Source organism: Aureimonas sp. SK2, assembly GCF_029813115.1.
In the GTDB taxonomy this organism is placed as follows: Bacteria; Pseudomonadota; Alphaproteobacteria; order Rhizobiales; family Rhizobiaceae; genus Aureimonas.
This window is the reverse complement of the sequence record NZ_JAPZDS010000010.1, coordinates 137,195-156,442: the sequence shown is the minus strand read 5'-3', so window position 1 is coordinate 156,442 and position 19,248 is coordinate 137,195. Positions and strand designations below refer to the sequence as shown.

Genomic DNA, 19,248 nt, shown 5'->3' with positions numbered 1-19,248 from the left:
CGGGCGGTGCGCATGTCGGCCGAGGCTCGGAGCGAACCCCGTCGACGTTCCGTCGCCATCGCGCACCGCGCGACTGCTGTACCTTCGGCCGGCGGTCGCATGACGCGCTCCCGCATCGGCGCCCGAAGTCTCGTTCACTCGTCCAGCCGCGCTTCTAGCGAGCCCTGCTGCCGGTCGAGCACGCCCTGCAGCGCGTCGTCTCCCGTCAACCCGCCGATGCTCGCGCCCGACACGTAGGCGGCCCGGCCGAGAAGGTGGCCGGCGACCGGAATGGTCAGGAGCAGGAACAGGATGACGGCGATTCCGATCAGCGTCGCGTCAAGCCGCTGGAGCTGAAGAAGGACGCCCAGGACCACGAAGCCCGCGCCCAGCGTCCCGGCCTTGGTGGCGGCGTGCATGCGCTGGAACGGATCGGAGAAGCGCAGGAGCCCGAGGGCGGCGGCGAACAGGAACACGGTGCCGACGAGCTTGGCGACGAGGGACAGGAGCGCGAGCAGGATCATCGGCGGCCCCCCTTGCGCTCCAGAAAGGCGGCGAAGGCGCAGGTCCCCACGAAGGAAATGAGCGCGATGCCGAAGGCGACGTCGAGGAACTCGCGCCGCCCGGTCGTCCCCGCGACGAGCGCGGCCATGGCGACGGCGATGCCGGTCAGCATGTCCACGGCGATGAAGCGGTCGGCATAGCCGGGGCCGCGCACCAGGCGCCAGAAGGTCATGGCCAGCGGCACCATGAGCACCGCCACGAGACCCGCGGCGAGCCAGTCGAGCATGGCGGACAGGGTATCGATCATCCCTCGATCCTCCGGATGCGGTCCTCGAACGTCCGGCGGATGTCGGCGACGATCGCGGCGGGATTGTCGGCGTCGAGGCTGTGGACATAGAGCGTCCGCCGGTCGTCGCTGACATGCAGCGAGCAGGTTCCCGGCGTCAGCGTGACGAGATTGGCGAGAACCGCGATGCCGAAGTCGGTGCGAAGGTCGATCGGCACCGCGAGGATCGCGGACGCCGTTCGCGGATGGCGCGCGAACGCGGCGCGCGCCACGGCGACAGAGGACTTCAGGAGCTCGCGCAGGAAGACGACCGTCAGCACGACGGCATCGACGGCACGGGCGGGAAGCGAGCGTCTCATGGCGCCATCCCCCCGTGGGCGGCCATGCCCGGCCCGAGCACCGCGTCGACATAGGCGGCGGGATCGGAAAGGCCCACCGCCGCCTCGTTGGCGTAGAGCACGAAGGGCTCTGCGAAGAGGCCGATCGCGATGGTGACGGCCGACAGGAGCGCGATGGCCGCCAGCATCGGACGGGGCACGGGACGCGCCGCCTTGCGCGGCAGGACCGGGCTCTTCCAGAAGGCTTCCATCCAGATCTTGGTCATCGAGTAGAGGGTCAGGATACCGACGAAGAGCGAGACGCCGACCAGCCACCAGGCCCGGCTCTGTACGGAGGCGTCGATCACCATGAACTTCGCCCAGAAGCCGGACAGGGGCGGGATGCCGCCCAGCGACAGGGCCGGAACGAGGAACAGCATGGCGAGCAGCGGCGAGCGCTTCAGGAGCCCGCCCGAGCGCCGCAGGTCGAACGTGCCGGAGGCCCGGTGGATCGCGCCCGCGATCAGGAAGAGGTTCGCCTTCACCACGATGTGGTGGACGATGTAGAAGACGCCGCCCGCAAGGCCTGCCGGCGTCGCCAGCGCGAGGCCGAGGAGCATGTAGCCGATCTGGCTGACGATGTGGAAGGACAGGATGCGTCGAACGTCCCACTGCACGGCCGCCCCGAAGACGCCGAACAGCATCGTGCCCGCCGCCATCACCGCCAGGATGTCGCGCAGTCCGCTCGCCTCCACCGCGAAGATCAGCGTGAACACGCGGTAGCAGGCGTAGACGCCGACCTTGGTCAGGAGCCCGGCGAAGATGGCTGCGATCGTGATCGAGGCCGTGTGGTAGGAGGCCGGCAGCCAGAAGAAGAGCGGAAAGTAGCCCGCCTTGATACCGAAGCCCGCCAGGAACAGGAGCGCGGAGAGGGTCAGCGTCGCGGAGGGCGGCAGGGTCGGCATGATGCGGCCGAGATCGGCCATGTTGAGCGTGCCCGTCGCGCCGTAGAGAAGGGCGACCGCCATAAGGAAGAGCAGCGTCGAGAAGAGGTTCAGGACGGCGTATTTCAGCGTGCCGTCGAGCTGCGCGCGCGTGCGCCGGATCGACAGAAGGCCCATCGCGGTGATGAGCATGATCTCGAACCAGACGTAGAGATTGAATATGTCGCCGGTCAGGAAGGCGCCGTTCACGCCTGCCAGCATGCCGTGGAAGAGGACGTGGAAACCGGCCAGCTCCTCGCGTCGCCGGATATCGGCGAGGCCGAAGATCATCGTGGCGAGCGCCATGAGGCCGGTGATCGCCGCCATGGCGGCGCCGAGGCGATCGGCCGCGAAGGTGATGCCGAAGGGCGCCGCCCAGTTGCCGAACTGGACGGTCTGCATGCCTTGCGAGGCGGTGCGCGACAGGAGGACCAGGGATACGCCGAAGAGGAGAAGCGTACCGATCCAGGATACGAGGCGCTGCGCCTCGATGCGGCCCCAGAGCGCGGCGCAGAGCGCGGCCGTCGCGAGCGGCACGGCGACGGGCCAGAGGACGGCGTTCTGCAGGAGAGCCCCCATCACGCGCGCTTCCCCTCGTCGCCGAAGGGCGTGCCGAGGCGCTCGGCATCGTCGAGGGCGCGGTTGTCGAGCGTTCCGAGCGAGCGCTGGGTCCGCAGGGCGAGCGCCGCGAAGAAGGCGACCAGAGCGAAGCCGATGACGATGGCGGTCAGGATCAGCGCCTGGGGCAGGGGATTGGCGGCATCGACCGCCAGCGCGGTCTCGCCGCCCGGGATCACCGGCGGCACGGTCGAGACGATGCGACCGGCATAGAGGATCACGAGGTTGACCGCAGCCGACAGGACCGCCACGCCGAACAGGATGCGCACGACATGGCGCGACAGCATGAGATAGACGCCGCAGGCCGCGATGACCGCGATCGCGAGGGCATAGACGAGCGTCATGGACGGGCGTCCTCCTCGTAGAAGCGCAGGACGAGGGCGAGGATGCCGCCCACGACCACGAGATACACACCGATATCGAAGAGAAGCGCCGTTCCGGTGTGGAAGCTGCCGAGATGCAGCCACCAATGGGTCAGGAAGGACCCTTCCAGGAACAGGCCCGGCAGGCCCGACAGGAGGGCGAGGACAAGCCCCGTGCCCATGGCCACGACGGGGTGGACGCGCAGGGCGGCGCGTGCGGCGCCGACGCCCTCCGCCAGCACCAGGATGGCGAAGGCGGATGCGCCGACGAGCCCGCCGACGAAGCCGCCGCCCGGCTCGTTGTGCCCGCGATAGAGGATGTAGAGCGACACGGCGATCATCAGCCAGAAGAAGAGCCGCGCGAAGGCGGACAGGACCAGGGAGTTCATCGGGCGCCTCCGCGCCGGCGCGTGCGCGACAGAAGGCTCCAGGCGCCCAGAGCGGCGAAGCAGACGACGGCGATCTCGCCGAGCGTGTCGATCGCCCGGAAGTCGACCAGGATGACGTTCACGACGTTGCGGCCCCAGGCCTCCGGATAGCTCGCCGCGGCAAAGAAGGCCGACAGACGCGGATCGAAGGGCACGGCCGTCATGGCGGCGAGCGCGCCGAACACCAACAGGCCGAAGCCGCCTGCAAGGACCACGTCGAAGCCCTTCTCCCCCGTCGTGCGGGTGGAAGCCGGTCGCAGCGGTATGCGCAGGAGAAGGGCGGTCAGGATCACCACCACCAGCACCTCGACGGAGAACTGCGTGAGGGCAAGGTCCGGCGCGCCGTTGAGGAGGAACACCAGGGCCGAACCGAAGCCGACGACGCCCACGCACACCATGGCTGCCAGAAGCGAGCGCGTTCGTGTGGCGGCGACCGCCCCGATCACCATGAAGACCAGCACCGCGACCGGCGCGATCCGCAGATCCGACAGGTCGAGATCGACGGAGAAGCCGGGCGAGGCCGCGACGAGGCCCGCGGCCAGGAGCACCAGCGTCGCGGCGACGACGGTGGCGGTGTAGGCGCGCTGGTCGCCGTTCTGGAGAAGGCGGGTCGAGCGGCCGGCCAGGTCGAGGAGACCGTCGAAGACGCGGAAGTAGCCCCGGTCTCCGAGAAGCGCGACGAGGGGAGGCCATTCGCCGAGGCGCCAATGGATGCGTGGCCAGATCGCATAAAGGACGGCGCCGAGAGCGACCACGGCCGCGCTGAGCGCGAGCATCGGCGTGAAGCCGTGCCAGAGATAGAAGGATGCCTCGATCGGCCGGCCGGCAAGGGCGCTCGCGGCCGGCACGACGAGCGAATGGGCGACGAGGGCCGGAAAGAGCCCGAACAGGAGGCCGAGGCCCGCCAGCACGAGCGGCCCGGCGACGAGGCCCGGCGTCTCGTCGTGATGCACTTCGCTCGGGCTTTGGCGACGCTTCCAGAACGGGTCGATCGCCGACAGGAGCGCGATCATCACAAAGGCCGCATTGCCGAGAACGGCCAGCGCGACGGCGATCGCGCTCGCTGTGTCGGCGAGCTGTGCCTCGAAGACGAGCTCCTTGGAGATGAAGCCGACCATCGGCGGCAGGCCCGCCATCGAGACGGCCGCCAGCGCGGCGGCCAGCGCCGTCATCGGCAGCCGGGCGCCGAGACCGGACATCTGCGTGATCTGGGTCCTACCAGTGGCGTGGATCGCGTTGCCGGCGCAGAAGAACAGGGCGGCCTTGTAGAGCGCATGGGCCAGAATGAAGCCGACCGTCGCCACGGCCGCCGTCTCTCCGCCGAGGCCGATCAGGAGGACGAGGAGGCCGAGCGAACCGACGGTGGACTGCGCGAGCACGCCCTTGAAGCCGGACTGCATCATGGCCCGAAGCCCGCCGACCAGGAGCGTCGCCGTGCCGAAGACGACGAGCGTGGTGCCGAAGGCCGGCATCCCGGCGAAGGCCTGGTCGAAGCGGGCGAGGAGGTAGACGCCGAGCTTCACCATGGTGGCCGAGTGGAGATAGGCGGAAGCCGGCGTCGGGGCCTGCATGGCGTTGGGCAGCCAGAAGTGGAACGGCACCTGCGCCGACTTCGTGAAGGCGCCGAGGCACAGGAGCACGAGGATGGCCGGTGCCAGCGGCGAGGCCGTGAGTTCGCCCCCGCGCGCGACCACCTCGGACAGGGTGAAGGTACCGAGTGCCGACCCGGTCAGGAGGATCGCGGCAAAGAGGCAGAGCCCGCCGCCGGCGGTGACGATCAGCGATTGCAGCGCGGCCTTGCGGGCGGCCAGTTGCTGGGAATCGAAGCCGATGAGCAGGAACGAGACGAGGCTGGTCAGTTCCCAGAAGACATAGAGGCCGATCAGGTTGTCCGAGAGGAGGGTGCCCAGCATCGCCGCCATGAACAGGAGGATGAGCGCGAGGAAGCGCGCGCCCTTGTCGCGCGGCTTCTCGGCGAAGTAGGCGCCCGCATAGATCGTCACCAGCGCACCGATCCCGGTGATCAGCAGGCAGAACAGGAGCGAGAAGCCGTCGAGGCGAAAATCGAGAGCGACGCCGAGCGCCGGAACCCACTCGATCCGCTCCGTTACGGCCGCCGTGCCCTCGATCCCCGCGCCCAGCCACAGGAAGGCGACGAACAGCGCCGCCGGGATCGAGGCCAGGACCCAGCCGGGATGCCGGAGCCGAGGGGCGGAAAGGCGGGCGACGAGGGCGGAGACGAAGGCGACTGCGATACAGGCCGTCAGCGGCATGGAGCGTTGCCTTCCGTTTGGGCGGCGAGGTTGGGGATGGTCGGTCTCCAAGCCGGAGCACGATCCGAGCGTCGTGGCGACGCCCCGTCGGGCCGGCGACGGCCGACCACAGGGGATCTGCGATTCCGCCCGTCCTTCGGAGCAGGGGTCGTGAAAACAGATCCGCCGGCGATTCGCGAGGGCACCGGCCCGGATTTTCCCGTTGGGCTTGTCCGTCGGAAGGGCGCAGCCCACGCTTCACGCAGGGTTGCGCCGTCGATGGCGACGCCCATCGACAGAAAGCCGAACCGCACCTTCGCAGCTGCGGGACCGGGCCGCGGCGATGCACAGCTCTGCCGTCGGCCCACGGCGCTCACATGCGAGCGACGGCCCCGACGCTCAACGCTCGGTGGCTCGGCAACGAAGACTATCCGATGAACAGGGCGGCGACGCACGGGGTTCAGGCGGCTCGATTCACGCTGGTGACAGGGGCATCGAACCTGGAGCCTTCACGCGTCCTGTCCTTTCTCGCAACCTTCTTCTTCCGATGATGCACGTTCACCCAGACGACGAAGCCGAGGAACGTGGCCACGACGCCAAGGACGAAGAGGTCTGCAATCGTCATGCACAGGTCCCCGCCGCTGGCGGCCCGACCAACGCGATAGACCTGCCGGCCCCCGATGGACCGACACCCGTCCCATGAATTGATACAGGAAATCCGCCCGACAAGGGGGTGGATGTCACACGTTCGGGAGCGCCGATGATCCGGGCACCTCGGTCTGCGCAGCCCGATCCAGGGCCAATGGCGTCCGCGTCCCTCTTCGGCTCGGCGGCATGACCGCCGGCATGGGCGGGGCGGCCGGGCGCTGGTCGGGCGCCCCGTCAGTCGATCGGGAGCACCAGCGAGCGCTTGACGTGCCCATAGGTGAAGCTCGTGTCGATCGAGGCGACGCCCGGCACCGAATGGAGGTCGTTGCGGATGAAGGCTTCGTAATGCTTGAGGCTTTTGACGACCACCCGCAGCATGTAGTCGGCGTTGCCGGCCATGACGTAGCTGTCCATCACGACGTCGATCCGCGCGATCGCCTCCTCGAAGGCCTGGACGGTTTCGCCGTTGTGGGGCGACAGGCGGATGCGCACGAAGGCCGTCACGGGGTAGCCGCAGGCTTCGGCGTCCACGATCGCCGTATAGGCCTTGAGAACGCCCGCCTCCTCCAGAAGGCGCACCCGGCGCAGGCAGGGCGAGGGCGACAGGTTCACGCGCTCGGCGAGCTCGTTGTTGGTGAGCCGGGCGTTGGCCTGGAGCTCGGCGATGATCTGCCGGTCCTTGCGATCCATCAGACATCTCCCACGATTGGTATGATCTGCCAATATCAGATGCCGATGTGGTTGAGATAGGCAGGATTTAGCGCGGGCATCTTGGTATTTTGCGGCCATCTCTCCGACGAAGGACGGCCACGTGTCTCTCGCCCCGACAACATTCGCGCCGCCGCTCGCCACCCGCTCGATCGTCGGCTGGGCGGCCATGGGAGCCGCGCTCGTCACCTGGGCGGGCTTCAGCCTGTCGATGCGCAGCATCGGCGCCTCGACGCTCAGCCCGAGCGACGTCGCCTTGCTGCGCTTCGCCGTCCCAGCCCTGATCCTGCTGCCGCTCCTGCCCTCGCGCCTGCGGGAGTTGACGTCCCTTCCGCTCGCGCCGGCCGCGATGATCGCATCGGGGGCGGGCCTGCCCTTCTTCGGGCTCGTCGCGGCCGGCGGCGGCTTCACCTCGGCGGCGCATGTCAGCGCCCTGGTCGCGGGGACGGCGCCGCTGGCCGTCTCCATCCTCGCCCGCCTTCTCATGGGCGAGAGGCTGGCGCTCGGGCCGGGCCTCGTGACGATTGTCCTCGGCGTCGTGCTGCTCGTCGCAGGGCTGGGAAGCTTCGACGCCCGGGCGATCCTCGGCGCCGGCCTGCTTCTCGGGGCCAGTCTCCTGTGGGGCGGCTACACGCTGGGCATGCGGATGGCCGCGGTGCGGCCGCTGACTTGCCTGATGCTGGTGACCTATCCGTCGGCGATCGTGATCGCGGTCCTGAAACTGGCCGGCGTCTTCGACAGCCACCTCGCAAGCGTCGATCTCCGGGAGATCCTTCTCTTTGCCGGCGTGCAGGGCGTGGGCACGGGCATCGTCTCGACGCTCGTCTACGCCCTGGCCGTCCGGCATCTCGGCGCCCTGCGCTGCAGCACGATGGGCGCCCTGGCTCCGGTGCTGGCGACGGCGGCGGCCATGCCCCTCCTCGGCGAGCAGCCGACGGTCCTGACCCTGGTCGGCGTCGTCGCGGTCGCGGCGGGGGTCGCCCTTGCCAATGCGCTGAGGGGCCTGCCGAAAGCTCCCGCCTTGGCGCGCTGAAGATCGTTGCGGACCTCGGACAGGGAACCTGGACAATGTCGGCGATCCGACGCGTCCCCGAGGTCCATGACGGCGTCCTGATCGGTGCCCTCAGTTGAGCGACTGGTTGGATAGGGCGAAGACGCGCGCCGGACCGGTCGGCGGCATGGTGCCCCGGACCATGACCAGCGCGTCGCTGACCTGCGGCAGGCCGATCGCCTCGAACCAGGGCGACAGGCCGGTGCCGACCTCCGTGTCGAGGCGCACGAAGCAGCCTTCGAGACGCGACAGGGCGGCTTCGATCAGGCGACGCGCGCCTTCGGACGTGGGTGCCACCACCGGCCCCACGACATGCCCGCGCCCCCAGACGCGCGACACGACATAGCCGGCCAAGCCGCCCCCTTCGAGAAGCACCTGCGCCTCGCCGGTCTCCAGGAGCCTTTCCAGGAGCGGGCGGCGCTCGAAGCCGGTCGCCTCGCGGTCGAGACGCAGGACCGCCTCGATGTCGCCGGCCGCTATCGGGCGCACGACACTCGAAGGGGGCGCCGCGATCGGCCGGGACGGGACGCCCTGGTGCTGGTGGATCGTCCCGGCCGGCACGAAGCCGCGGCGCGCATAGAGCGCCTGGCCCTCCGGCGTCGCGTTGAGAAGGACGGTGCGCGGGCCGGCCGCCGCCAGAAGCGCATCCAGGAGCTTGGCGCCGTATCCGCGCCCCTGGATCTCGCCCGACACGATGATCATGCCGACCGTCGCGCAGGTCTCGCCATAGGGGAACCAGGCGGCGGTCCCCACCACCTCGCTGCCGCGCTCCAGGACGAAGCCCCGACCGAGGTGGAGGGCGAAGGCCCAGTCCTCCAGCCGGTAGGGCCAGCGAAGATCCAGGGAGAGCTTGTGGGCGCCCGCGAGATGGCGGGTGGAGAAGGGCACCATCGCGACCTCTCCCAAAGCGGTCTCCCGATCCCGAATGGCTGCGTTATCCATGATGCCTTCGCATGTCCCTGCTGGCGTTTCGGGTGCGCGCCCGGATATCGCGCACCCGCCCGCCTTCGTTCCGACGGGAGGGGGCTTGCGGGTTCCCCCTCCCGTCGGGAGAGCGCAAGCGCCGTATTTCCGGCCTTCATGGTGTTCCGGGAGGGGCCGAAGGTTCTACCGCAGATCAACGGCATTTCGGCATCATGTTTCGAAGATCCCCGATCTACGGCAGGAACGGCACACCCGTTTCTTTACGCTGAGCGCATATTCCCGAAGGAGGCGCTGACATGGTGGAGGAGATCCTGGCGAGGCTGGTCGCCTTTTCCTCCGTCGTCGGCACGCCCAATGCCCCGATCACGGACTGGATCGCCGACCACTGCCGCTCGCACGGTGCGCGGGTCCATGTCCTGCCGGGGCCGGAGGGCGACCGGGCCAACCTCTTCGTCACGCTCGGCCCCGCCGACGTGCCGGGCTATGTCCTGTCCGGCCATACCGACGTCGTGCCCGCCGGCGAGGACGGATGGAGCGCCGATCCCTTTACGCTGCGGGTGGAGGGCGAGCGCCTCTACGGGCGCGGCACGACGGACATGAAGGGCTTTCTCGCCTGCGCCTTGGCCGCGCTCCCCGTCCTCGCCGCCGGCCCGCTGAAGCGGCCCCTGCACCTCGCTTTCTCCTACGACGAGGAGGCGGGCTGCCGGGGCGTCCCGCACATGATCGCCGAACTGCCGAAGCTCTGCGCCAAGCCGCTCGGCGTCGTCGTCGGCGAGCCGAGCGGTCTCCAGGCGGTTCTCGCCCACAAGGGCAAGGCGGCGGCGCGGCTGGAGATCACCGGGCGGTCCGGCCACTCCTCGCGTCCCGACCAGGGCCTCAACGCCGTGCATGCGATGATCGAGGTCCTGGGCGCGGCGACCGCGCACGGGCGCGACCTGGAGGGCGGTCCCTTCGACGCGCGCTTCGAGCCGCCCCATTCGACGCTCCAGGTCGGCATCGTCTCGGGCGGACGGGCGCTCAACGTGATCCCCGATCGCTGCATCGCCGAGATCGAGGTCCGTGCCATCGCGGGCGCCGACCCGGGCGCCCTGCTGGAGCCGGTGCGGGCCGGTCTCGCGGCGTTGGAGCCGAAGGGCTTTCGCGTCGATTGGACGGATCTCTCGGCCTATCCGGCGCTGGCGCTCCCGGCCGATAGCGACCTCGCGCGGCTGACGGGCGAGCTCACCGGCCGGCCCCCGTGCGCGGCGGTGAGCTACGGGACGGAAGCGGGGCTCTTCCAGGAGGCCGGCTACGACGCCGTGATCTGCGGACCCGGCGACATCGCCCGGGCCCATCGACCCGACGAGTTCGTCACGCGCGGGGAGCTCGCGGCCTGCCTCGCTATGATCCTCGCCCTGGGGGAAAGGCTTCGCGCATGACCGGTCGTCCCGTGTTCCTGTTCAACTCCACCGCCGAACGCGCCGCCGTTTTCGGGCCGGCCTTTGCGGCGGATCTGCCCGACATCGCCTTCGAGACGGACGCCGCCGCCGTCGCGCCGGACGAGGTGCGCTACCTCATCACCTGGACGCTGCCCCCCGACCTGTCCCGCTACCGCAACCTCGAGGTCGTCTTCTCCATCGGGGCCGGCGTGGACCAGTTCGACGCGGCCGGCCTGCCGCCGCATGTCGCCCTGGTGCGCATGGTGGAGGACGGCATCATCCGCATGATGCAGGAATATGTCGCGCTGGCGGTCCTCACACTCCACCGCGACCTGCCGGCCTATCTCGGCCAGCAGGCCGCCGAGGTCTGGCGCGCCCTGCCGCCCCGGCAGGCAGGCGAGCGCCGTGTCGGCTTCCTGGGACAGGGCATGCTGGCGCAGGCGGCGATGGAGCGGCTGCGGCCCTTCGGCTTCCCGCTCGCCGGCTGGAGCCGCTCGGCGCGCGCCATCGACGGAGTCGAGAGCTTCCACGGCGAGGCGGGTCTGGGCGAATTCCTGGCGCGGACCGACATCCTCGTGTGCCTCCTGCCGCTGACGGACGAGACGCGCGGCTTCCTGAACGCCGAGCTGTTCGCCCGGCTGCCGCAAGGGGCGGCGCTGGTCCATACCGGGCGGGGGCCGCAGCTCGACGCGGCCGCGCTGCTCGCGGCGCTGGACGCCGGGCACCTTTCGGGGGCCGTCCTCGACGTCACCGACCCCGAGCCGCTGCCGGCCGGCGACCCGCTCTGGCGCCACCCCAAGATCATGATCACGCCGCACGTGGCGAGCGTGACGCAAGCGGGCACGGCGGCCCGCACCGTGATCGACAATGTCCGCCGCCACCGGGCCGGCCGTCCGATGGTCGGCCTCGTCGACCGCGCGCGCGGCTACTGACCCCTTCGTTTTCCCACTCAAGGAGAGTTCCCATGTCGCTGATCGTTCCGATCGATCCCAACCCGTCCTTCGATCCCAAGCCCGGCGTGCCGCTGCCAGAGCGGCTGATCTCGGGCTCGCCGACCTTCAAGACCTGGGCGCAGGACGATTCCAAGGGCGAGATGGTCAAGACCGGCGTCTGGGAAGCGACGCCCGGCGAGACGCATTCGATCAAGGGCACCACGTTCGAGTTCTGCCACATCCTCTCCGGCCATGTGGAGATCGCCGAGAAGGACGGGCAGACCTACACGTTCAAGGCGGGCGACAGCTTCGTGATGAAGCCCGGCTTCGTCGGCGTCTGGCGCACGATCGAGACGGTTCGCAAGATCTACGTCTGCGTCTACGAGTGACGGACCGCCGGCCGTCGCGCCGGCCGGACCCCCTCCATCATCAGGGAAGATCATGAAGACCCACGACATCGCGCTCATTCCGGGCGACGGCATCGGCCCGGCCGTCATCGACGCCGCCTGGGAGGTGCTTCAGCGCGCCGCCTCGCGCCACGGCGCCTCGCTGTCCGCCACGCGCTTCCCCTGGTCCTGCGACTTCTATCGCCAGACCGGCGCGATGATGCCGGCGGACGGGATCGAGACGCTGCGCCGCTTCGACGCGGTGTTTCTCGGGGCCGTCGGCTGGCCGGCCGAGGTGCCCGATTCCGTCTCGCTGCACGGCCTTCTCCTGCCGATCCGCAAGGCCTTCCGCCAGTACGCCAACATCCGGCCGCACCGGCTGCTGCCCGGCGTCGAGGGTCCCCTGCGGAAGGAGGGCTTCGACATCCTCTGCATCCGCGAGAACACGGAAGGGGAGTATTCGGGCGCCGGCGGCCGGGTCCATGTCGGCACGCCCGACGAGGTCGCGGTGGAGACGGCGATCTTCACGCGGGTCGGCGTCGAGCGCATCCTGCGCTTCGGCTTCGAGCAGGCGCGCGCGCGCCGCGGCAAGCTGGCTTCCGTCACGAAGTCCAACGCCCAGAAGCACACGATGGTGTTCTGGGACGAGATGACCCAGCTCCTGGCCGCCGAGTATCCGGACGTCGAGGTGACGCCCTACCACATCGACGCGATGGCGGCCCGCATGGTCATGGCGCCAGAGACGCTCGACGTGGTCGTCGCCTCCAACCTCTTCGGCGACATCCTCACCGACCTCGGCGCGGCCATCCAGGGCGGCCTCGGCTTCGCGGCCTCGGCCAACATCAATCCAGACCGCACCGCGCCCTCCATGTTCGAGCCCGTCCACGGCTCGGCGCCGGACATCGCGCATCTCGGTGTCGCCAACCCGATCGCGACGATCTGGTCGGGCGCCATGATGCTGGAGCATCTGGGCGAGCAGGGCGCCGCCGCGGACGTGATGCGCGCGGTGGAGGCGACGACCGGGCGCGGGATCGGCATCCGGCCCGGCCAGGACAAGACGGACGCGATCGCCAAGGCGGTTCTCGAAGCGCTGGGCTGACGACAAGGACGAGCGACATGCAGTTGACGGACAAGGATCTCCTGCGCTTCCAGGGGCTGATCGACGGGCGCTGGCAGGACGCGGGCTCGGGTGCGACGATCGAGGTCGTCGATCCCGCCAGCCAGGGCGCGATCGGCACCGTGCCCGACATGGGCGAGACGGAGACGCTGGCGGCGATCGCCGCGGCCGAGCGCGCCTTCAAGCCCTGGAAACGCAAGACTCATGCCGAGCGCGCGAGCCTTCTGGAGGCCTGGCACGCGCTCATGGTCAAGCACGAGGAGGACCTGGCCCGCATCCTGACATGGGAGCAGGGCAAGCCGCTCGGCGAGGCGCGCGGCGAGATCCGCTACGGCGCGAGCTTCGTGAAGTGGTTCGCCGAGGAGGCGCGGCGCATCAACGGGGCGACCATCCCCTCGCCGACGCCCGACCGGCGCATCCTCGTCGTCAAGGAGGCGGTGGGCGTGTGCGGCATCATCACGCCCTGGAACTTCCCCAACGCGATGATCACCCGCAAGGTCGCGCCCGCCCTCGCCGCCGGCTGCACCGTCGTCATCAAGCCGTCCGAGTTCACGCCCTATTCGGCGCTGGCCCTTGGCGTCCTGGCCGAGCGCGCCGGCATTCCGGCAGGCGTCGTCAACATCGTCACCGGCATGCCGGCCGGCATCGGCAAGGCGATGATGGAGAGCGAGGCGGTCCGCAAGATCTCCTTCACCGGCTCGACCCGCGTCGGCGCGCTCCTGATGCGGGGCGCGTCCGACACGATCAAGCGGCTCAGCCTGGAGCTCGGCGGCAACGCGCCCTTCATCGTCTTCGACGACGCCGATCTCGACCTCGCGATCGAGGGCGTCCTCGTCTCGAAGTTCCGCAACGGCGGCCAGACCTGCGTCTGCGCCAACCGCATCCTCGTCCAGTCCGGCATCTACGATCGCTTTGCCGAGCGCCTCGCGGAGAAGGTCCGGGCCATGAAGGTCGGGCCGGGCACGGACGACGGCGTTTCGATCGGCCCGATGATCAATCGGGCGGCGATCGAGAAGATCGAGCGCCACGTCGCGGACGCCGAGGCCAAGGGCGGCCGGATCCTGGCCGAAAGCCAGAGCGTTGCGGACGGTGCGCAGTATGCGCGCCCCGTCGTGATCGGCGAGGCGACGACCGAGATGCTGCTCGCCTCGGAGGAGACGTTCGGCCCGGTCGCCCCGCTCTTCCGCTTCGAAACCGAGGAAGAGGCCGTCGCCATCGCCAACGGCACGCCCTTCGGCCTGGCTGCCTATTTCTTCACCGAAGGCCTGTCGCGCGCCTGGCGCGTCGGCGAGGCGCTGGAGTTCGGCATGGTCGGGCTCAACACGGGCCTGATCTCGACCGAGGTCGCCCCGTTCGGCGGCGTCAAGCAGTCGGGCCTCGGGCGCGAGGGATCCCATCTCGGGATCGAGGAATATCTGGAGGTGAAGACCCTCCACATGGGCGGCATCCGTCAGAGCGCCTGACGAAGCGGCCGCCACTTAGAGGAGTGTCACCATGTTCATGAATTCGCTGGTCGAGCTCGACCGCGCCCATCTCGTCCATCCCGTGGCCTCCTATCGCGGCCACGAGAAGACTGGCGTCCGGGTCCTGGCCTCGGGCAGGGGGGCCCGCGTCCGGGACGCCTCCGGCCACGAGCTCGTCGACGGCTTCGCCGGGCTCTGGTGCGTCAATGCCGGCTACGGGCAGGACAAGATCGTCGAGGCCGCGACGCGCCAGCTGCGCGAGCTTCCCTATGCGACGGGCTATTTCGGCCTCGGCTCGGAACCGGCGATCCGGCTGGCCTCCGAACTCGCCGACCGCGCGCCGGGCGATCTCAACCACGTCTACTTCACGCTCGGCGGCTCGGACGCGGTGGATTCCACCGTCCGCTTCATCCGCTACTACTACCATTCGCTGGGCAAGCCGGAAAAGGACCAGTTCATCTCCGTGATGAACGGCTACCATGGCTCCTCGACCGTGGGTGCGGGCCTGACCGCCCTGCCGGCCTTCCATGCCGGCTTCGGCCTGCCCTTCGACTGGCAGCACAAGATCCCCTCGCACTACAGCTACCGCAACCCGGTCGGCAGCGATCCGCGCGCCATCATCGACGCCTCGGTGGCGGCTCTGCGCGCCAAGGTCGAGGAACTGGGCGCCGATCGCGTCGCCGCCTTCTATCTCGAGCCGATCCAGGGCTCGGGCGGCGTGCTGGTGCCGCCGGACGGCTGGGTCAAGGCGATGCGCGAGACCTGCCGCGAACTCGACATCCTGTTCGTCGCCGACGAGGTCATCACCGGCTTCGGGCGCACCGGCCCGCTCTTCGCCTGCGAGGACGAGGGCGTCGTGCCGGACCTGATGACGGTCGCCAAGGGCCTGACCTCCGGCTACTGCCCGATGGGCGCGGTATTCCTGTCGGACAAGGTCTACGACACGATCGCGGACGGGGCGGGGGCGGCGGCCGTCGGCCACGGCTACACCTATTCCGCCCATCCGGTGAGCGCCGCCGTCGGGCTCGCCTGCCTCGACCTCTACGAGAACGGCCTCCTGGAGAACGGCCGCCGTGCCGGGCAGCGGCTGATGGCGGGCTTGCGCGGCCTGTCGGACCATCCGCTGGTCGGCGAGGTGCGCGGGCGCGGGATGCTGGCCGCCGTGGAACTCGTCACCGACAAGGCGAAGAAGACGCCGCTGCCCGCAAGCGCCGATCCGGCCCGCCGCGTCTTCGACCGCGCCTGGGACAACGGACTCGTCGTGCGTGCCTTCCCGACGGGGATCCTCGGCTTCGCCCCGCCGCTCTGCTGCACGGACGACGATATCGACGCCATCGTCGAGAGCACGAGGAGGACGCTCGACCAGACGCTGGAGGACCCGGACGTGCGGGCCGCCATGACAGGCTGACACCTCCCCGCACGAGCTGGCATCGCCCGAACAACCGGCCGGACAGGACACGCCGGCCCGATCATAGGGCCCCGGCCGAACTCACCGCCATGCCGCCGGACGCTCATCGCGTCCGGCGGCCAACGCCGTTCATCCCGATCGAGCCGGCGGAATAGCTCGGATGTGCGGACGGGAGCGGAGGCTCAATAGGGAAACAGCGACTTCAAAGGCAGATGCGCACGCACGAGCGGGGATTTCAGCACCACGTAGCTGAAATACTTGTCGATCCCGACGTCCAGGCCCGACAGGCGCTCCATGATGGCCTGATACTCGCCGATGCCGGCCGTGACGACCTTCAGGAGATAGTCGTAACCGCCCGACACGAGATGGCATTCCACCACTTCGTCGATCTTCTCGACGGCCGCCAGAAAGCGGGCGAAGTCGATCTGCTGGTGGTTCTTGAGCGTGACCTCGGTGAAGACCGTCAGGGTCGCGCCGAGCTTGGCGACGTTGACCTGAGCGGAATAGCCCGAAATGTAGCCTTCCGCCTGAAGCTTCTTCACGCGTATCAGGCAGGGGCTCGCCGACAGATTGACCAATTTGGCAAGTTCGACATTGGTCACGCGACCGTTCTTCTGCAACTCGTGCAGGATCTTGATGTCGATGCGGTCGAGCTTCATCGATGGGATCCGAGTCTCGAATCCGGACGGGAGCCGCCGGACGGGAATCGGCGCCACGCTAGCACATCGAAACCCCCTGTCGACCGCGTTTCTCCCCCGTCGCGTGTCTCGACCTCGAAGGGCTGCGGCGGCGGAAACAATACGAACTCCTCCGGCGAAAGACGTTGCCAGGGTGGCGAGAGCCTGCGCGGTTTCGATGAACGATCGCGCCGGCCGCCCCGTTGGAGGCCACCGGGTCGTGCCGACCATCCGACCGTCGGGCTCGGGGCCCAGACGGCCGAAACCGCCTTCGTCACCGGCCGAAGAGCCTCAACGGATCTTGTCGAGCATCTTGTAGTAGAGGCCGACCATGGGCAGGAACCAGGGCTTGCCGGAATAGCCCGCGATCGTCGGCCAATCGAGCCCGTCCACCGGATTGCGGTTCTCCCGGCCGAGGATCGCGTCGGCGATGATCGTGCCCATCTGCGTCGACATCTGCGCCCCGTGGCCGGAATAGCCCATGGCGAACCAGACGCCGTCGGCGAACCCCGCCCGGGGAAAGCGGTCCTGCGTCATGTCGACGAGGCCGCCCCAGCAGTAGTCGATCTCGACATCGGCCAGATGCGGGAAAAATTGCTTGAGGCTGGCGCGCAGGATCGCGCCGCTGCGCGCATCCGAGGTCTGGTCGGATCGCGACGAGAAGCGCGCCCGTCCCCCGAAGATCAGCCGCCCGTCCGGGGAAAGGCGGAAGTAGTTTCCGATGTTCAGGGAGGTCGTGTAGGTCCGGTTGCCCGGCAAGGTCCGCGCGATCTCGTCCTGCGTGAGAGGGCGCGTGGCGAGGATGAAGCTGCCGACGGGAATGATGCGGCGCCGGAAATGGGCGAAGCCCTCCGTCGTATAGGCACCGGTCGCCAGGAGGACCGTGTCGGCGGTGACCGTGCCGCGGGACGTGACGAGGCGGCTTCGCCCGCCTTCCGTCCTGCGCTCGGAGACGGGCGTGTGCTCGTAGATCGTCGCGCCATGGCGTGCGGCGGTCTCCGCGAGCCCCGTCACGAGGCGGCCCATATGGGCCATGCCGCTCTTCTTCGACAGCATCGCCCCGTGGAAGGCGTCGGATCCGATCTCGTCGCGCAGGTCCTCGCGCGTCAGGAAGGCCGTATCGGGGTCCACCTCCGCATGGATCAGTTCGAAGTTCTTTCGCAGACTTTCGGCATGTGCAGGCTTGGAGGCGAGCTTGAGCTTGCCGGAGCGGCGGAAGGAGCAGTCGATGCCTTCTTCCCGGACGATGCGCTCGATCGTGTCGACCGCGTCGTCGTAGGTCTTGTAGAGCCGCTTGGCGCGCTCGGCTCCCAGATGGGCCTTGGCGCTGGCATAGCCGTGAGCGACGCCGTTGTTGAGATGTCCGCCGTTGCGCCCCGAGGCGCCGACGCCGACGGTTCCCGCTTCCAGGACGATCACCCGCGTGCCGGCCTTGGCGAGCTGCAGCGCGGCGGAAAGACCGGTGAAGCCCGCTCCGATCACGGCGACGTCGTAGGACCCCTCCACGGGACCCGTGGCGCCTCCGGCAAAGCGCGGGGCGGTGTCGTGCCAGTAGGACTTGAACTGCATGGTTGCGCTTCCCGGCCTGGGGTCCTCAGAGGTTCCCGGCGGCCCGAGGGCCGCCGGACGCCTCGGATCATAGTGACGGGTCAGCCGGACGTTCGACTGCATTGGTGGCGCGGCGAAGCAGATTGTTGCGTATCGCTCGATCCCGGCGGCAGAGTGTTTTCCCGCCCGGCAACACGACCGCGATCTCGCGGCCCCGCCGCGGATGCCGGCCGGCCCGCCGAAGACTTTGTATGGGATGGGCGAGCGCGCGTCCCGCAACCGCGGCCCGGTCGGGTCGTGTCCAACTGACCAGTTTTTCAGCACAGGTGACGATCTTCGCACGAGTGCTGTCAGACTGTCATATTCGCAATTTTATGCTGTCTGAGAAGTGAATTTCGGCGCAATTTGCAAAAGCCAGAATGCAAACTGGACCGATCGAAACCTTCTGGACGGATGGCTCGATCGGATGCCGGGAACGCCCGGCGAGCAACCGGTTGGGTTCAGGAAACGGCGACCCATGGCAAAAGACCTCAATTCTTTCCGCTACTTGACGTTCGACGTCGTCGGCACCCTGATCGATTTCGAAGGGGGGCTCATCGCCTCGCTCAAGAAGATCGGCGCGACGGCGGGACGCGAGGTCGACGGGGAGCATGCGCTCAACCTGTATCGCAAGGCCCGCACCGACAAGGACGTCGGACGCTTCCCCGACGATCTTGTTCGCGTCTACCATCAGATCGCGCCCGCGCTCGGCCTGCCGGAGGGCAGCGATCATGCAAACGCCCTCCGGGACGGAGTCAAGGACTGGAAGGCCTTCCCCGACAGCGTCGAGGCCATGGCGCGCCTCGCCAAGCGCTACCGCCTCGTGGCAATGACCAATGCGCAGCGCTGGGCCTTCGAAGGCTTCTCGCGCACTCTGGGAGAGCCGTTCTACGCCAGCTTCACGGTCGACGACACCGGCGTCGACAAGCCGGATCCCGCCTTCTTCGAGAAGGTCTTCCGCTTCGTTGAAAGCGAAGGATATTCCAAGGACGACATCCTCCACGTCGCCCAGAGCCAATACCACGACATCGGCATTTCGCGTCAGCTCGGCATGACCAATTGCTGGATCGAGCGTCGTCACGGCGTCGCAGGTTACGGCGGCTCGATCGAGCCGAGCGGCTTCACCAAGCCGGACTACCATTTCACCAGCCTGGCGGGCCTTGCCGACGCTGTGGAAGCCTGACCACCCATTCGCCCCAT

At 68.9% G+C, this 19,248-nt stretch carries 20 protein-coding genes; 8 read left to right on the top strand and 12 right to left on the bottom strand.

The features are described from left to right. Window positions 1–134: 134 nt before the first annotated feature. The 9 genes from mnhG to O5O54_RS14160 all read right to left on the bottom strand — a co-directional run bounded on the left by mnhG (window position 135) and on the right by O5O54_RS14160 (window position 7,067). A complete protein-coding gene (gene mnhG, locus O5O54_RS14200) occupies window positions 135–503 on the bottom strand; it encodes a monovalent cation/H(+) antiporter subunit G (RefSeq protein WP_279482456.1) in 369 nt (122 codons plus the stop codon). After that, complete coding sequence (locus tag O5O54_RS14195) at window positions 500–790, bottom strand: monovalent cation/H+ antiporter complex subunit F (RefSeq protein WP_279482455.1); 291 nt, start codon at window positions 788–790, stop codon at window positions 500–502. Before O5O54_RS14195 ends, mnhG begins: the two co-directional genes overlap by 4 nt. Then, window positions 787–1,128, bottom strand: a complete 342-nt coding sequence (locus O5O54_RS14190; RefSeq protein ID WP_279482454.1) for a Na+/H+ antiporter subunit E — start codon at window positions 1,126–1,128, stop codon at window positions 787–789. The genes O5O54_RS14195 and O5O54_RS14190 overlap by 4 nt, the downstream gene beginning before the upstream one ends. Then, window positions 1,125–2,648, bottom strand: a complete 1,524-nt coding sequence (locus tag O5O54_RS14185) for a proton-conducting transporter membrane subunit (protein WP_279482453.1) — start codon at window positions 2,646–2,648, stop codon at window positions 1,125–1,127. The genes O5O54_RS14190 and O5O54_RS14185 overlap by 4 nt, the downstream gene beginning before the upstream one ends. Further along, window positions 2,648–3,031: an NADH-quinone oxidoreductase subunit K gene (locus O5O54_RS14180; protein ID WP_279482452.1), complete on the bottom strand. Its 384-nt coding sequence runs from the start codon at window positions 3,029–3,031 to the stop codon at window positions 2,648–2,650. Before O5O54_RS14180 ends, O5O54_RS14185 begins: the two co-directional genes overlap by 1 nt. Continuing rightward, window positions 3,028–3,438, bottom strand: a complete 411-nt coding sequence (locus O5O54_RS14175; protein WP_279482451.1) for an MnhB domain-containing protein — start codon at window positions 3,436–3,438, stop codon at window positions 3,028–3,030. Before O5O54_RS14175 ends, O5O54_RS14180 begins: the two co-directional genes overlap by 4 nt. Then, window positions 3,435–5,750 carry a hydrogen gas-evolving membrane-bound hydrogenase subunit E gene (gene mbhE / locus O5O54_RS14170; RefSeq protein WP_279482450.1) on the bottom strand — a complete coding sequence of 772 codons (2,316 nt, stop codon included), beginning with the start codon at window positions 5,748–5,750 and terminating at the stop codon, window positions 3,435–3,437. Before mbhE ends, O5O54_RS14175 begins: the two co-directional genes overlap by 4 nt. 439 nt (window positions 5,751–6,189) lie before the next feature. Next, window positions 6,190–6,354, bottom strand: coding sequence for a hypothetical protein (locus O5O54_RS14165; protein ID WP_279482449.1), 165 nt, complete (start codon window positions 6,352–6,354; stop codon window positions 6,190–6,192). A gap of 257 nt (window positions 6,355–6,611) precedes the next feature. Then, window positions 6,612–7,067, bottom strand: coding sequence for an Lrp/AsnC family transcriptional regulator (locus O5O54_RS14160; RefSeq protein WP_279482448.1), 456 nt, complete (start codon window positions 7,065–7,067; stop codon window positions 6,612–6,614). Window positions 7,068–7,188: 121 nt separating this feature from the next. Between O5O54_RS14160 and O5O54_RS14155 the strand changes: the two genes are divergently transcribed. Beyond that, window positions 7,189–8,118, top strand: a complete 930-nt coding sequence (locus O5O54_RS14155) for an EamA family transporter (RefSeq protein ID WP_279482447.1) — start codon at window positions 7,189–7,191, stop codon at window positions 8,116–8,118. Between the two features lie 90 nt (window positions 8,119–8,208). Here O5O54_RS14155 and O5O54_RS14150 read toward each other — a convergent pair whose 3' ends face one another. Then, the gene (locus O5O54_RS14150; protein WP_279482446.1) at window positions 8,209–9,078 is read right to left on the bottom strand and encodes a GNAT family N-acetyltransferase; all 870 of its coding nucleotides are present in this window, start codon (window positions 9,076–9,078) and stop codon (window positions 8,209–8,211) included. A gap of 278 nt (window positions 9,079–9,356) precedes the next feature. On the opposite strand from O5O54_RS14150, the gene argE reads away from it, so the two are divergent. Genes argE through O5O54_RS14120 form a run of 6 tightly spaced genes read left to right on the top strand, consistent with a single transcriptional unit; the run spans window position 9,357 to window position 15,784 of the window. Continuing rightward, on the top strand, window positions 9,357–10,478 hold the full coding sequence (gene argE, locus O5O54_RS14145) for an acetylornithine deacetylase (RefSeq protein WP_279482445.1): 1,122 nt from the start codon (window positions 9,357–9,359) through the stop codon (window positions 10,476–10,478). Continuing rightward, window positions 10,475–11,410, top strand: coding sequence for a glyoxylate/hydroxypyruvate reductase A (locus O5O54_RS14140; protein ID WP_279482444.1), 936 nt, complete (start codon window positions 10,475–10,477; stop codon window positions 11,408–11,410). Before argE ends, O5O54_RS14140 begins: the two co-directional genes overlap by 4 nt. Window positions 11,411–11,442: 32 nt before the next feature. Beyond that, entirely contained in the window at window positions 11,443–11,799 is a 357-nt protein-coding gene (locus O5O54_RS14135; RefSeq protein WP_279482443.1) for a cupin domain-containing protein, read from the top strand. Between the two features lie 52 nt (window positions 11,800–11,851). Then, on the top strand, window positions 11,852–12,895 hold the full coding sequence (locus tag O5O54_RS14130) for a tartrate dehydrogenase (RefSeq protein ID WP_279482442.1): 1,044 nt from the start codon (window positions 11,852–11,854) through the stop codon (window positions 12,893–12,895). Window positions 12,896–12,912: 17 nt separating this feature from the next. After that, window positions 12,913–14,376: an NAD-dependent succinate-semialdehyde dehydrogenase gene (locus O5O54_RS14125; RefSeq protein WP_279482441.1), complete on the top strand. Its 1,464-nt coding sequence runs from the start codon at window positions 12,913–12,915 to the stop codon at window positions 14,374–14,376. 31 nt (window positions 14,377–14,407) lie between these two features. Then, window positions 14,408–15,784 carry an aspartate aminotransferase family protein gene (locus O5O54_RS14120; protein ID WP_279482440.1) on the top strand — a complete coding sequence of 459 codons (1,377 nt, stop codon included), beginning with the start codon at window positions 14,408–14,410 and terminating at the stop codon, window positions 15,782–15,784. A 182-nt stretch (window positions 15,785–15,966) separates the two neighbouring features. Here O5O54_RS14120 and O5O54_RS14115 read toward each other — a convergent pair whose 3' ends face one another. Together O5O54_RS14115 and O5O54_RS14110 are read right to left on the bottom strand one after the other, a co-directional pair. Beyond that, window positions 15,967–16,443, bottom strand: a complete 477-nt coding sequence (locus O5O54_RS14115) for an Lrp/AsnC family transcriptional regulator (protein ID WP_279482439.1) — start codon at window positions 16,441–16,443, stop codon at window positions 15,967–15,969. 309 nt (window positions 16,444–16,752) lie between these two features. Continuing rightward, the gene (locus O5O54_RS14110) at window positions 16,753–18,030 is read right to left on the bottom strand and encodes an FAD-binding oxidoreductase (protein ID WP_279482438.1); all 1,278 of its coding nucleotides are present in this window, start codon (window positions 18,028–18,030) and stop codon (window positions 16,753–16,755) included. A gap of 496 nt (window positions 18,031–18,526) precedes the next feature. Between O5O54_RS14110 and O5O54_RS14105 the strand changes: the two genes are divergently transcribed. Beyond that, window positions 18,527–19,231: an HAD-IA family hydrolase gene (locus tag O5O54_RS14105; protein WP_279482437.1), complete on the top strand. Its 705-nt coding sequence runs from the start codon at window positions 18,527–18,529 to the stop codon at window positions 19,229–19,231. The last annotated feature ends 17 nt before the right edge of the window (window positions 19,232–19,248 follow it).